12 protein-coding genes and 1 pseudogene are annotated in these 13850 nt (G+C 39.2%); all 13 read right to left on the minus strand.

The features are described 5' to 3' along the window. Positions 1-119: 119 nt before the first annotated feature. Complete coding sequence (locus CHB62_RS05425) at positions 120-1349, minus strand: hypothetical protein (RefSeq protein ID WP_089366006.1); 1230 nt, start codon at positions 1347-1349, stop codon at positions 120-122. A 348-nt stretch (positions 1350-1697) separates the two neighbouring features. Then, entirely contained in the window at positions 1698-2219 is a 522-nt protein-coding gene (locus CHB62_RS05430) for a hypothetical protein (protein ID WP_089366007.1), read from the minus strand. 141 nt (positions 2220-2360) lie between these two features. Beyond that, positions 2361-3287, minus strand: coding sequence for a hypothetical protein (locus CHB62_RS05435; protein WP_240616245.1), 927 nt, complete (start codon positions 3285-3287; stop codon positions 2361-2363). A gap of 82 nt (positions 3288-3369) precedes the next feature. Next, positions 3370-4254: pseudogene (locus CHB62_RS05440) on the minus strand (RHS repeat-associated core domain-containing protein); the annotation flags it as partial. Positions 4255-4548: 294 nt separating this feature from the next. Next, positions 4549-4998: a DUF6078 family protein gene (locus tag CHB62_RS15175; protein ID WP_025839565.1), complete on the minus strand. Its 450-nt coding sequence runs from the start codon at positions 4996-4998 to the stop codon at positions 4549-4551. Positions 4999-5060: 62 nt separating this feature from the next. After that, complete coding sequence (locus tag CHB62_RS05450) at positions 5061-5414, minus strand: hypothetical protein (RefSeq protein ID WP_036895401.1); 354 nt, start codon at positions 5412-5414, stop codon at positions 5061-5063. An 89-nt stretch (positions 5415-5503) separates the two neighbouring features. Further along, complete coding sequence (locus tag CHB62_RS15180; protein ID WP_394341629.1) at positions 5504-7147, minus strand: RHS repeat domain-containing protein; 1644 nt, start codon at positions 7145-7147, stop codon at positions 5504-5506. Between the two features lie 31 nt (positions 7148-7178). Next, entirely contained in the window at positions 7179-7721 is a 543-nt protein-coding gene (locus tag CHB62_RS05460) for a hypothetical protein (RefSeq protein ID WP_089366010.1), read from the minus strand. Positions 7722-7727: 6 nt separating this feature from the next. Then, positions 7728-10022: an RHS repeat-associated core domain-containing protein gene (locus tag CHB62_RS05465; protein WP_394341631.1), complete on the minus strand. Its 2295-nt coding sequence runs from the start codon at positions 10020-10022 to the stop codon at positions 7728-7730. 178 nt (positions 10023-10200) lie between these two features. Further along, positions 10201-10614, minus strand: coding sequence for a hypothetical protein (locus tag CHB62_RS05470; RefSeq protein WP_089366012.1), 414 nt, complete (start codon positions 10612-10614; stop codon positions 10201-10203). Then, positions 10601-10948, minus strand: coding sequence for a hypothetical protein (locus CHB62_RS05475; RefSeq protein WP_025068435.1), 348 nt, complete (start codon positions 10946-10948; stop codon positions 10601-10603). Before CHB62_RS05475 ends, CHB62_RS05470 begins: the two co-directional genes overlap by 14 nt. 207 nt (positions 10949-11155) lie before the next feature. Next, positions 11156-11572 carry a hypothetical protein gene (locus tag CHB62_RS05480; RefSeq protein WP_025068434.1) on the minus strand — a complete coding sequence of 139 codons (417 nt, stop codon included), beginning with the start codon at positions 11570-11572 and terminating at the stop codon, positions 11156-11158. A 9-nt stretch (positions 11573-11581) separates the two neighbouring features. After that, the gene (locus CHB62_RS05485; protein WP_089366056.1) at positions 11582-13765 is read right to left on the minus strand and encodes an RHS repeat-associated core domain-containing protein; all 2184 of its coding nucleotides are present in this window, start codon (positions 13763-13765) and stop codon (positions 11582-11584) included. Positions 13766-13850 lie beyond the last annotated feature (85 nt).

Raw genomic sequence — 13850 nt, forward strand, 5'->3', positions numbered from 1 at the left:
TACTATCATTGATGAGAAAAATGCCTTATAGAGATCTTCTTTCCATCCACCGATAGACATAAAAAGTGACATTAGAGATAAGCTATCCATATAAAGTTAAATAATAGCATAATATTATACTACTCACCAGACATACGATGTCTTTCTATCTCAACTCCTTCCTGATACCGGTCATAGTGCCTTTGTATTATCTTATCAAAGTCCTTCAAGTGGAAGTAATTATTCTTCTTGATGAATGGGACAAAGTCTTTCTGATAGTACAGGGCATATCCAAAACCCTGATTATCACAAGGTGTCCCTATACATTTCTCATACATCAGACCATAATAATACCCGATGTATGCACCGGCTTTGTATCTTTCTTCCTTCGTCAGGTTGTCGAACTCTGGTTCATTTTCCAAGTCCAACAAGGAAAATAAATATTCATCCAACATACAGTAATACAAATTCTTCCTATCAGCATGTTTCAACATATACTGCAGCAGTCCTTGATGAATGAGAAGTCTTCCATCCACAGCTTTTGAAACAAAGAGTTCCTTGTACTCTTTTCCTATAGGGAGTTCTTCCTCCCCTTTCACTTCATCTATCATCATCTTATTAATCACATCTGACTTGTCATAGCCGTATTCCAGGAACAGATCACGCAGGAAGTTCCTGTTATTATTCATAAGCCAAGTGAGTGCAGCCTTACTGTCGTGGAAGATAAATTGATTTTTATAGAAAAGCTCTTCATCTGTCCTGTAAGATAATTTACCCTTTTTGACTACATTATTATCAGCATCTTCGTCATCAAAGCCTTCAAGATCGATAGCACCTTCAATTATAGGATGGAATATAATATAGTTGTATTTAGGAACAAAAATATTCCGATACCAAAAGCAAAATAGGGTTTCCGTAGCTCCATCGTCCATAGACCTACGCTGTTCCAAACGCTCTTGAGGTAGCCCGTCTTTAATTACATATCTGCGAAGTCCTTTTTTAAACAGAGAGTTATTTCTTTCAGATATATCTATATTATAATACTTCTTGAGAGCCTTTTGTGCCACAACATCGCTAACAGGCTGGAATCCCATCCTTTTAAGGATTTCGAAATTCAATTCTACTGCAAGATCCGTATACTCCACTTTCTTGTCTATAGGCATTACCGTGACCCCATCAAGTCCTACTTCTGCAAGTTCTCGATAATATTCTCTGATTTTGTGGTCATTTTTCTTTATCAAGTCTACCTCCCTCTTCACAAGTCTTTCTTGATGGCCCTGTTGTTTTCGAGATTGCTTCGGAGGCTGTTCCATACAACTCACCATCCCTACGACATTTAGAATAAGTAATAAAAGACATACTTTACTCATAACACTATAATTATTATTTCATTATATATTTGTTCTTACAGAATTGATATGATTAGGCACTAAAGTCAGCCTACAGCGAGAAATGCACCAAACAATAGCATTGATATACACTCTCCATCATACTGCAACTCATCACGATGCGCTAACCTGTAGCATTGTAAGTATAACGGATTGTCTTATCCTCACGACTTAGCTGTCGATGCTGAGTCCACCTTCTACACCTTAACAAATTGGCTTATCCATCAGTCCAAAAGTCATCTCATTAGAGTAAAAGGCATTTTTAACTATACCTGTAGCAAAATTTAAGCGGTTTAGTTCGTCATATTAGTATGTTTTGAGAGAACTAACTTATTTGTAAGTTATTCCTACGCTATCTACATAATATACATCAGGAAAAGGTTCCTTTAGCAAAAATCGTACTACGACATGATTGATGATCGAGTCCCCGTAAATCTGATACAGGCTATCTGATTCTTGAGTTGTTGAGATTTTTTGCTTACTTCCTTTGCATTCTATTCTAAATCCACTACTTGTCCCTCTTCCTGCAGTACCCGTTGGAATATAATACAATACTGGGAGTTGTTTGGTGAGATAACCTTTCAAACTTCTGCTTCTCAAATCGCATATACTATAAAAGATTAACCAAACTGCAAAAAACGCACAGCCTACAACATAAGAGTAGTAATGCATTTTTTTCTTTATCCTAAGTATTATATAAGAAAATAGAAAAATCAAAATGTTTAATGATATCATATAGAAATACGTATCTATAATGACATTCGCTCCCATATAGAGTAGTATCCACAGCCCCGCTAAGGCCAAAAAATACCAAGTTGCTTCTTCCTTTAATATTTTTTTTAGATTCATCATCTCGTAAGTTTTTGATAAATTTCACTTCCAGCATTATTCCCTGTACGACTGAGCGATATAGCCATTGTGGCATATTACTCAGCCAACGAATCTACCACATACTAAAGACTTACTACAGGTTTCTTATATTTTACACCATAGTTACAAGTCACCCTCCTCATCGTATTGCTTGCCGTAGATTTTATATAGCAGGTCCTCACGGCTACTATGCTCATCAACTAATTTCATTTTAATAGACATAGTAGTGGAATTTTCATTATGAAGTGTCCATTTATTTTTATTTTCGTCAAATGTATATTGGACTTCTGAAATAATTTTCTTTCTTATACCAGATTTGTATGAACAATGCAACCTGACGATTATATTTCCTTTTTTTATAAATAAAATAGGCCAACCGATAATGTAATAATTCTTTTTGATGTATTTTTTATATTCAGAACCTTCAATGACATTCTCTTGTTGGTTTTTGAAAAACCAACTTGGAAAATATTCCTTATTTATATATATTAAATGCCGAGGGACTCCCGATCTTCCCAAATAGCCAATCGCTCTATTAACGGCCTTATCATAAATACTGTCAAAGTCTATAAGTTTTCCTTGCTTCTTAGCATTTTCAGGCTTGTAGTATAAGTCTTTCTGAGAAATTTTTATTGCCTTAAAAGTTTTATTATCCACATTAAAGAGTGATGTATATCCGTCTGTAAAAGCCCACATTTTATCTTGTCTGCAAAAGATCTGCCCTATCTCTATTAGCAGTGTATCCCTGCCTATCATTTGTAAAAGCGGATATCCGACAAGATTCTTTCCTATTATAAGTTTACCGTTCTTAAGGTGTAAATTATTCCAGTCCTTTATTCTTTGAACATTAAAACCATATGGATTATAATTATTGACGAGATAGAAATCTTTTCTGTCAAATTTATCTTTCCACCTGTCAGGTACTGTTCTTAAGAAATTATAGTATGAGATTTCCAATGCTTTGTTTAGAGAAGCATTCTGCCCTTTTACATTTATACAAAATAAAATCAATACAATACAGAGCTGAATAAAAATGAGTTTCTTTTTCATTTCTTGAATGATTATTATTGTTCTATAGCGAGAATCGCCTTCATGCCTCTTCTTGTTACTCTTAGAAGGCAATACCCTATGATGCTCCATTGATAAAGACACCCTCCATCGTACCGTAACTCTTCATAATACGTTCACCAGCAGCGTTGTAAGTATAACGACTCGTCTTGCCGTTATCGCTTAAGACCATGAGTCGGTTGTCTTCATCCCAATACATCTCACGGGTAGTATTCGCCGAATCGTTCGTTACTAATGTTGGATTACCGTTGGCATCATACGTGTAATGATCGTGACCAATCTGTGTTGGAGCTGTCGGGTGGTTATTGTCCTCGTACTTATAAGCGAAGTTATAAGACTTAGCAGTTGTCGTTGAGTCCACCTTCTGTACCTTAGTCAGCGGTTCACTCATCCGTCCGAACGACATCACCATATCATACGATGCATGCTTAGCCTTACCGCTTGCATGAATAAGGCGGTTCAGCTCATCATACTCATACGTATGCGAACTCCTTCCTCCCAGCTTCGCCCTATTGAGTTTCATCAGCGACGTTGGGTTGGCAGCATTCGTAATACCGAGGATATTATCCACAGCATCATAACGATACCTGTTCTCCATCACAGTCTGACCGTCCGCTGTAAGGTTCATCACCTGCAGACGGTCACGCTGCTTGTCGTAGCTATAGGTAGTCTCCGTGCCATTACCGAGCTTCGTATAGACCGTATGACCCTCCTTGTCGTAACCTATCCTATCAACAATAACGCTCTGACTTCCCTGTTTATTGCTCGTAAGACGCTCAACCTGTCCAGCAGCATTGTAGTGATAGGTCACCACTTCACCATCAGGATAAGTCATCGTCTGTACACGGTTCCAGCTGTCATACGTAGCACCATAGACATAAGTCCTAATATCTGCCACGCTCGCCATGACCGTTCGGACAGTCTTAACAACTTCGCCCTGTCTGCCGTAGATGCGTAGTTGAGGTTGTTCCGTGTACTCGTATTGTTCATTGTTATATTATCGAAGAATTTTAATTTACTTAGTTTGCACGATTACTGCATACGTCTTGCAGTTCTTCTGCAAAGGCCTTGCAGTGTTACTGCATGCGTGCTGCAGTGTTTCTGCAAGGCTTCTGCAGTGAGACTGCAACGCGGGTGCAGAATCTCTGCAGTACTATTGCGAAATGATTTAGTGCGTTGTATCGATTCATTCGTTCGGTGTTGTCCGCCTTGAACATGTTGTAAATGTGCGCGTTATATCGATTCATTGTTCCCAGTCGGGGCGCTGTTCGTAGCTGTCGAATTGCGGGGCGGGGAGTTCGTATTCATTGAATATTGTTGTTATTTCTGCCTGCTGCTCGGGCGAAATGAGCTGGTCTCCCTTTTGGGCGTAATAGAAAGCGCGCTCGCTGCTGAACACGTTCATTACATCGTAGCGCACGCTGTGGTACTGCGCTTTGGGGATATGGTCGAACAGTCGGCGCATGCCTCGGGCGTATCGCATGGGGGCGTCACTGCGAAACTCGCGGCACGCTTCGCCTTTCGCTACTTGTGCTACGTAGGCGGGCGTTACGCAATAGTTCGTTGTCGGCGGTTCGGGTTGCAACTGATATAGTCGGGCAACTTGGCGGCGAAGGCAGTGTACTGCTTTCGCGCATTCTTTGTCTGTGGCGTAGCATGAGGCGTAGCCGAAGGGGATTTCTTCAATCTGCATAAATATGATTAATCAAATATAGCTGTTAATTTATTCTTTTTTACAACTACAAAGATAATAATTTACTTGATAATCTCTAAATCTTTTACGTATCGACCATTCTTTTCTGCCGAGAAAGAATAATACTCAGCCCCGTTACCCACAATACCGATATTCCTCCCTTTCATGGGGAAAGAATCCAACACATTAAAAGCCCCATCTCTTCGTATCGTTTTATAAGAGAAGGAATGTGGGTGTATCCTGTAAATGTTCTTATATAAGTTATCTACATAAATTGTATCTGTTCCGGTAATAAAATAGAGCAGGATCTCTCCATAATAACCATTGGTTTTGCGAATAATGATAGAATCTGTATCCCCAATGATGAGACTATCATACTTATCACCCTCGGAAACGGATATATAAATATTATTCATATCACAATAATATCGCTTTTTTATCTTTTTGTTTGTACAGGAAATAACAAGAAATAAAACGAATGCATATATAATTATGTACTTCATTTTTATTTAGAAAAGAATCTTTTAATACTATTCCAAAGATTTGATGCTTTAGATTTAGTATTTGAGTATTTGTAAATCTGCGACCATCCGTAATATTCTGCATTTCGCGTAGACTTTCCCTCTACATCTATATTGTCAAGAGAATACCCGCGCTTATCCATATTATTTTTTGTTTGGTAAGCATCAAACGCAGCTCTAGCGATACTCCATGGAATACCATTTTTTGCAGCAACAATACCAGCAGCCATATTGCCAATATCACGTCCGGATGAATATAAGATATACCCGAAACCATCTTTTCCTATTGGCACTCCTCTATATATGTAGGTTTGAGTGTTACTTATAACTTTATCCCCTCCATTAGTCACCTTAAAGTCATATGGATGATTTGTTCGCGCATTATTCATGTAATCGCCTAATGTTACATTAGAACTTACAATCTTATTAAGGAAATTTATACCGCTTTTATCATTGGGATTAATTTGAGCACCTATAGCCCACCCCCCTTTACCTTTATTGGCATCGGTATTATAAAAAGTTGTGGTAGAAGTAGAAATCCCTATCATTTCTCCTTTAATCGTATATTTTCCAGATTTATCTTTTGAGGCAATATAGATTCCTCTATTATTGTTGAGAATACCGCCAACAACAGTATAAGTACCTGTTTTGTTTTTAATCACATATGTTTCCTTACCATTAGGATCTATAAACTTTATAGGATTATCCATCGTATAACAATACCCTGTAACATTCGGGTATTTCTCCATTAGCGGATCTACCCCTAACCACATGGAAATTTTGGGATCCATGTACCTTGCACCATAATAGTACAAGCCTGTTTCTTCATCAAACTGTTTGCCATTGAACTTATACGGCAGGTCCTCACTGCTGCTGTGTTCATCAACGAGGAGTTCACCATATGGTAAGTAGACATCATACTGTGTAATGTTGGCTTTGTCATCGGTGATATAAGAAGTTGAGCCAAGATGGTCTGAATGGAAGAAGAAAGTTTCTTCTTTCGTCGTGTCATTGGGGATATAGCCGTAACCAGCCTGCGGGTCATCAGGATTGCTTGGGTCATTCCAGCTTACAGGTGGACCGGGGTTGGTATTCGGTGTGGTGTTAGGGCGTGGAGTCTGAATCCAACCCTGTGGCACATCGTGGTTGCCAAGTTCTGTGAGGACAGAATTATAACCTACACCTGTGTTCTCCGGATCACCATACGCACCCTTCTCTGTCGGTACACCAGGGGCTACACCCACCTTCTTATAGTATGCTTCCTTCTGTGTCTGAATCTGATTCATACGCTCAGCATAGTCCTGCTGACCTGCTGTTACGTATGAGCCGTTACGTCCATAGACATTATTGAACAGACCTGTTCCTATCCTTGAAGCAACTCGTTTGTCACCAATGAAGTAATGCTTTGTAAAGCGATTCTTATTTACAGAGAGGATACTTGCAGGATAAAGCGTGAAGTTATCCGTCTCGTGGAACGTGATGCCCTGTGGTGCACCGTTGATATACACACCCTCCATCGTACCGTAACTCTTCATGATACGCTCACCAGCAGCATTGTAGGTATAGCGGTTGATGCCGTTGTTGTCTTTCAACACCATCAGGCGGTTCTCCTCCTCCCAGTATAGCATATGATCATAAGATAAATATCTTTCTAATAGATTACATGCTATATTTATTTTTTAATTTATCGATTAAATTCCGATGAAAATTCTTAAGTAAAAAGTTTTTATATCTTATATTTTTTACCTTCTTTTTATCATTACATAAAGTAATTAATGTAATGTGCGTTATTTTAATTTTTGAATTAAAAAATCCAATATAAATGTGATACTCAAAAGTACAACTCTGCCCTTTTTCAAACCACAATTCAAATCCATTCCCATTTTCTTTAAGACTTTCGTTCCCATCAATATAACCATAAACGTCATTAGATATAACATTATCAAATCTATAAAAGTGAGAATCACGCTTAATCAAAAGAATCCTATTTTCCCCTTTATCAACGTATTTTTCACAACCGTCAGCTGTCATACTATAAGGGCTAAATATAGCTATTTGGGTATTCTGTCCATTTAAGGTAAGGCTATCAACAATAACATACCCTTGTGGAATTAAATATCCTTGCCATTTTCTTTGAGCTTTCCCATTTATACTAGGAGCTGAAAAAATAATAATGAATAAAATAAGAATAAACTTTTTCATATAAAATTATTTTTTATGCCAAAATATAGTTCTACCAAATGTACCTGTCGCTATTAGAGAGAATTTTGCTGTACTTTTGCCATCATGAATAAAAATTCCATTCCTCTCAAAAACGGGTGACACCTGCATCTTTGATTTTATCCTCTGTAAATAGCTTTCATTTCGATAAACATAATCTTTTCTGATATTATCTGGTATTGTTATTTTATTATACTGTCTAAATTTTGGATGGCTAAGCCCTTTAGTTGCAAAATCTGTTCCGTCCCACAACGTTGCACCATGAGTTGGATCAATATCTGATTGTAATGCATCTATTATACCTGCTCTTGCAGTAGTTCTTGTAGAACTTGTAAGATAATCTTTATCATAAGCAACTCTTGCTGATGCAGGAGTAGTCGAATAATTTTGATCATTCAGTTGTTCATATAAAGAATGGTTCTTTACTCTAGGCCCTCCTTTTACTCTTACATGTGCGTAATTCACATCTTTATCATCAACTGCATTATTAGCTGCATGTGCAATCCACAAGCTTTCATTTGGGGCATCACTCGATTCTACATCTACAATATGAGCAGCAATATTAAACTGTTCATCTGTCATACCATTTCCATGATCAATTAACTGAGTCAATTTACCATCTCGTTCAATATATACAAGATTATCTTTTCCTTCTTTCCTTAAGAATTTTCCTTGAGCATTGTATATAAACTTCTGACCATCAGGATCAAATAAATTTATTGGATTGTCTGCACAATAAACATAAGAACCTATTTCTTTATACTTCTCTGCCAGCGGATCCACCCCATACCACAGACAGGTAACAGGGTTCAAGTACCTTGCACCATAGTAGTACAAGCCAGTTTCTGCATCCATCTCCTTGCCATTGAACTTATACGGCATATCCTCACTACTACTATGTTCATCAACAAGCAATTCACCGTACGGCAAATAAGCATCGTACTGAGTGATATTGCCTTTACTGTCTGTGATATAACTTGTACTACCAAGGTGATCGCTGTGATAGAAGAAAGTCTCTTCCTTCGTTGTGTCATTGTCCACGTAGCCATAGCCAGGCTGTGGATTCTCTGGGTTCGTTGGATCGTTCCAGCTAATTGGAGCACCAGGCTCATTTCCTTCAGTAGTGTTGTGTTTCGGAGTCTGTATCCAGCCCTCTGGTACACTATGGTCGCCCAGCTCGGTAATCACAGTGTTATAGCCCACACCTGTATTTTCAGGATCCCCATACGCACCCTTCATTGTAGGTACACCAGGGGCAATGCCCTGCTGTTTATAGTATGTTTCTTTCTGCTTCTGAATCTGATTCATGCGTTCAGCGTAGTCCTGCTGACCAGCCGTTACATATGAGCCATTACGCCCATAGACATTATTAAACAGACCTGTTCCTATTCTTGAAGCAACTCGTTTATCACCAAGGAAGTAATGTTTTGTAAAGCGATTCTTGTTTACAGAGAGGATACTTGCAGGATAAAGCGTGAAGTTATCCGTCTCGTGGAAGGTAATACCCTGCGGTGCACCGTTGATATACACACCCTCCATTGTTCCATAGCTCTTCATAATACGTTCACCAGCAGCGTTGTAAGTATAACGACTCGTCTTGCCGTTATCGCTTAAGACCATGAGTCGGTTGTCTTCATCCCAATACATCTCACGGGTAGTATTCGCCGAATCGTTCGTTACTAATGTTGGATTACCGTTGGCATCATACGTGTAATGATCGTGACCAATCTGTGTTGGAGCTGTCGGGTGGTTATTGTCCTCGTACTTATAAGCAAAGTTATAAGACTTAGCAGTCGTCGTTGAGTCCACCTTCTGCACCTTAGTCAGCGGTTCACTCATCCGTCCGAACGACATCACCATATCATACGATGCATGCTTAGCCTTGCCGCTTGCATGAATAAGGCGGTTCAGCTCATCATACTCATACGTATGCGAACTCCTTCCTCCCAGCTTCGCCTTGTTGAGTTTTGTAAGCGACGTTGGGTTGGCAGCATTCGTGATACCGAGGATATTGTCCACAGCATCATAACGATACCTGTTTTCCATCACAGTCTGACCATCCGCTGTAAGGTTCATCGCCTGTAGACGTTCACGCTGCTTGTCGTAGGTATAGGTAGTCTCCGTGCCGTTACCGAGTTTCGTATAGACCGTATGACCCTCTTTGTCGTAACCTATCCTATCAACAATAACGCTCTGACGTCCCTGTTTATTGCTCGTCATGCTCTCCACCTGTCCTGCAGCATTGTAGTGATAAGTCACCACTTCACCATCAGGATAAGTCATCGTCTGCACACGGTTCCAACTATCATACGTAGCACCATAGACATAAGTCCTGATATCCGCCACGCTCGCCATGACCGTACGGACAGTCTTCGTCACCTCACCCTGTCGACCATAGTAATTGGCTTCACCGCCCGAAGCATTCTCTACAAGAGCAAGAACAAAAGGGCAAAAATAATCTTCATTCCTTACTTTCATGATAGCCTTTCATGTAGGATCTCATGCAAAGTACTGAGAGTAAGCCTAATGAAAGGATTCCCAATCTAACATATATATCCTCTTTTTCATCATAAAAAAGTGTATCATTCCATTTATTATGGTATAAAATTTTATTTAGATTCCCTTCATTTATATCCTTCCTACTTACAGTGACAGTATATTCCTTACCCATATAACGTACAATGATATAGGAAGTTATATTTATAGCACCACTATGTTCTGACACTATTTTATATGACTTAATTGGACCCGATTTTATTGCTTGAGTATCGTAATAAACAACTATAATACTGTAGAATAAATATATAATACAGCCAGAGATCATCAATAGAAGATATCTACAAACTTGTTTGTATTCCATTTTATTGACCACCATAATCTTTAGGTAATTGTGATTGTACTTTCTTTCCAACTTCTTTTTTTACCGTCTCTACCCCTGTTGTAAATGAGACCAAAGTCCCATATAATGCTCTCGCTTCTCTCATTGCTGATTTAGCATTTCTAATTAATTTCATGTTAGGAGTTCTACGTGACTGTAATTTTTCTAATTTATGTAAAGCAACACTATAGTTATGCCTAGCCTCTGTTGTTGCCTTTTTTAGATAGCTTGACGGGAGGATATGTCCAACACCTTTGCTTATAAGAGTTTCTGCTATGATAGACTTCACAGACATTTCTTCTTTATTTATAACTCTCCCTGTCTTTATCATCTAATAGAGGAAATCAAAACTTTAACTTATCAATGGAGCAATATATGCCATACTCCATTGATAAGTATTTTTTATTAATTCACTTTCTTTGTCCAAAGCCTACCATTGCTCGTATCTGCTTTAGGAGTGTCCCGCCCTTATGAGAAGCATCGATAAAATGAATATAATATTCCTCATAACGCTTTATATTTGATGACCAATACGAATTCATTTTAATTTCTTCAACCAAAACAATGTATCATCCCGTTTTAGATTTTTCCTCCAATCTCTTATATTGTTGCCTAATCCAAAGAGTAGAATAGCATCTTTATCATAAATATCATAGAGGATCAGATTTGCTGCAAAATCGGTCTTCTTATCAGATAATAAGTGCCTCCACATTTCCTTTTTTATTTTCTTAACGATACTTTTCTGTTTATCTGTCAGCTTAACACGCACTCTATAGCCCTTATTTATAATAGGAACACAGGTGTCACATGCGACTAAGAGGATATTATAATGAAGTTTATCATTCTTTATAAATGATAAGTTATTCGATGAATATCTGTTATTTAACTGCTGATTATTACAGTTAGTTGTAATAACAAGCATTACGCCAATCAATAGTAAGCCAAATCTTTTCATATCTATTTTTTATCGTTTTCGTACTGCTTTACCTTGTTTGATATAATCTTTTCTGAGTGAGGTGTTGGGAGATAATATCTTCCGTAAGTTTATATTTTTATTTTTAGAATAATTTTGAATTAAGGAATTAATTCTTTTATTTTCTTCTCCTGGATATTGAAACCCAATATCAGCCGCAACCTTTATTTGGTTTATCTGACCATCAAGTTCTATCTCCATTATCTTCTTAGCATAAACTTCTGGAGATATTTTCTTATTTGCAACATCATTTGTAGCTTTTGCAAGCTTAGCTTTATTTGCCCTATTAGTTAATTCGTGTGTTAATTTTATAACTTGGAATTTTACTCTTTTATCCTTCGTTATTTGGATATGCCCCGTAATAGGATCCGTACTAGTCTCATTTCCAAAGCGAATAACACTATTAATATTTGCTTTATTTACATTTGCAGCTTTCATTAAAGATGAGAATTTTTTACTATTTTTTGTACCATAATCTATTATTTGAATAATTGTCGGTGGTACTTTGGATTGTCTCCCATCTGGGTCAATTAGGACAATAGGATTATTATGACAATAAATGTATGGACTGATTTCTGGATATTTCTCTATCATAGGATCTACCCCCAACCACATGGAGATTTTTGGGTCCATATATCTGGCACCATAGTAATACAGTCCAGTTTCTTCATCCATCTCCTTACCATTGAACTTATACGGTAGTTCTTCACTCGATGAGTGCTCGTCTACAAGGAGTTCGCCGTACGGCAGGTAGGCATCATACTGTGTGATGTTGGCTTTATCATCTGTGATGTAAGACGTTGAACCGAGGTGGTCACTATGATAGAAGAAGGTCTCTTCCTTTGTGGTGTCGTTTGGAATATATCCATAACCTGCCTGTGGATCATCAGGGTTACTCGGGTCATTCCAGCTTACAGGTGGACCGGGGTTAGTATTCGGTGTGGTGTTGGGGCGTGGAGTCTGAATCCAACCCTGTGGCACATCGTGGTTGCCGAGTTCGGTGAGGACGGCATTATACCCTACACCCGTGTTCTCCGGATCACCATACGCACCCTTCTCTGTCGGTACACCAGGGGCTACACCCACCTTCTTATAATATGCTTCCTTCTGTGTCTGAATCTGATTCATACGTTCTGCATAGTCCTGCTGACCAGCCGTTACGTATGAACCGTTACGCCCATAGACGTTGTTAAACAGACCTGTTCCTATCCTTGAAGCAACTCGTTTGTCACCAAGGAAGTAATGCTTTGTGAAGCGATTCTTGTTGATGCTGATTATCGAAGCAGGGTAGAGCGTGAAGTTATCCGTCTCGTGGAAGGTAATACCCTGTGGCGCACCATTGATATACACACCTTCCATCGTACCGTAACTCTTCATGATACGCTCACCAGCAGCATTGTAAGTATAACGACTTGTCTTACCGTTGTCAGAGAGAACCATCAGACGGTTGTCTTCATCCCAGTACATCTCGCGGGTAGTGTTCGTTGAGTCGTTCGTTACCAGTGTTGGATTACCGTTGGCATCGTATGTGTAATGGTCGTGACCAATCTGCGTTGGAGCCGTCGGATGGTTACTGTCCTCATACTTATAAGCAAAGTTATAAGACTTCGCAGTTGTCGTTGAGTCCACTTTCTGAACCTTTGTCAGTGGTTCACTCATCCGTCCGAACGACATCACCATATCATACGATGCACGCTTAGCCTTACCGCTGGCATGAATAAGGCGGTTCAGCTCGTCATACTCATACGTATGCGAACTCCTTCCTCCCAGCTTCGCCTTGTTGAGTTTCGTCAGCGACGTTGGGTTGGCAGCATTCGTAATACCGAGGATATTATCCACAGCATCATAGCGATACTTGTTTTCCATCACAGTCTGACCATCCGCTGTAAGGTTCATCACCTGCAGACGTTCACGCTGCTTGTCATATGTATAGGTAGTCTCCGTGCCATTACCGAGCTTCGTATAGACCGTATGACCCTCCTTATCGTAACCTATCCTGTCAACAATAACGCTCTGACGTCCCTGTTTATTGCTCGTCAGGCTCTCCACCTGTCCTGCCGCATTGTAGTGATAAGTCACCACTTCACCATCAGGATAAGTCATCGTCTGCACCCGGTTCCAACTGTCATAGGTGGCACCATAGACATAAGTCCTGATATCCGCCACACTCGCCATGACTGTACGGACGGTCTTCGTCACCTCACCCTGACGACCATAGTAATAGGCTTCACCGCCCGAAGCATCCTCCACGAGGGCAAGA

It is taken from the genome of Prevotella jejuni (assembly GCF_900187995.1).
Taxonomy (GTDB): Bacteria; Bacteroidota; Bacteroidia; order Bacteroidales; family Bacteroidaceae; genus Prevotella; species Prevotella jejuni.

What these genes read in the sequence shown, in the direction of transcription:
- CHB62_RS15175 (WP_025839565.1), bottom strand. Translation starts at nt 4,998, where the DNA reads ATGCAGATTGAAGAAATCCCCTTCGGCTACGCCTCATGCTACGCCACA.
- CHB62_RS05460 (WP_089366010.1), bottom strand. Translation starts at nt 7,721, where the DNA reads ATGAAAAAGTTTATTCTTATTTTATTCATTATTATTTTTTCAGCTCCT.
- CHB62_RS05485 (WP_089366056.1), bottom strand. Translation starts at nt 13,765, where the DNA reads ATGGCGAGTGTGGCGGATATCAGGACTTATGTCTATGGTGCCACCTAT.
- CHB62_RS05470 (WP_089366012.1), bottom strand. Translation starts at nt 10,614, where the DNA reads ATGGTGGTCAATAAAATGGAATACAAACAAGTTTGTAGATATCTTCTA.
- CHB62_RS05430 (WP_089366007.1), bottom strand. Translation starts at nt 2,219, where the DNA reads ATGATGAATCTAAAAAAAATATTAAAGGAAGAAGCAACTTGGTATTTT.
- CHB62_RS05480 (WP_025068434.1), bottom strand. Translation starts at nt 11,572, where the DNA reads ATGAAAAGATTTGGCTTACTATTGATTGGCGTAATGCTTGTTATTACA.
- CHB62_RS05435 (WP_240616245.1), bottom strand. Translation starts at nt 3,287, where the DNA reads ATGAAAAAGAAACTCATTTTTATTCAGCTCTGTATTGTATTGATTTTA.
- CHB62_RS05450 (WP_036895401.1), bottom strand. Translation starts at nt 5,414, where the DNA reads ATGAATAATATTTATATATCCGTTTCCGAGGGTGATAAGTATGATAGT.
- CHB62_RS15180 (WP_394341629.1), bottom strand. Translation starts at nt 7,147, where the DNA reads ATGCTATACTGGGAGGAGGAGAACCGCCTGATGGTGTTGAAAGACAAC.
- CHB62_RS05475 (WP_025068435.1), bottom strand. Translation starts at nt 10,948, where the DNA reads ATGATAAAGACAGGGAGAGTTATAAATAAAGAAGAAATGTCTGTGAAG.
- CHB62_RS05465 (WP_394341631.1), bottom strand. Translation starts at nt 10,022, where the DNA reads ATGACTTATCCTGATGGTGAAGTGGTGACTTATCACTACAATGCTGCA.
- CHB62_RS05425 (WP_089366006.1), bottom strand. Translation starts at nt 1,349, where the DNA reads ATGAGTAAAGTATGTCTTTTATTACTTATTCTAAATGTCGTAGGGATG.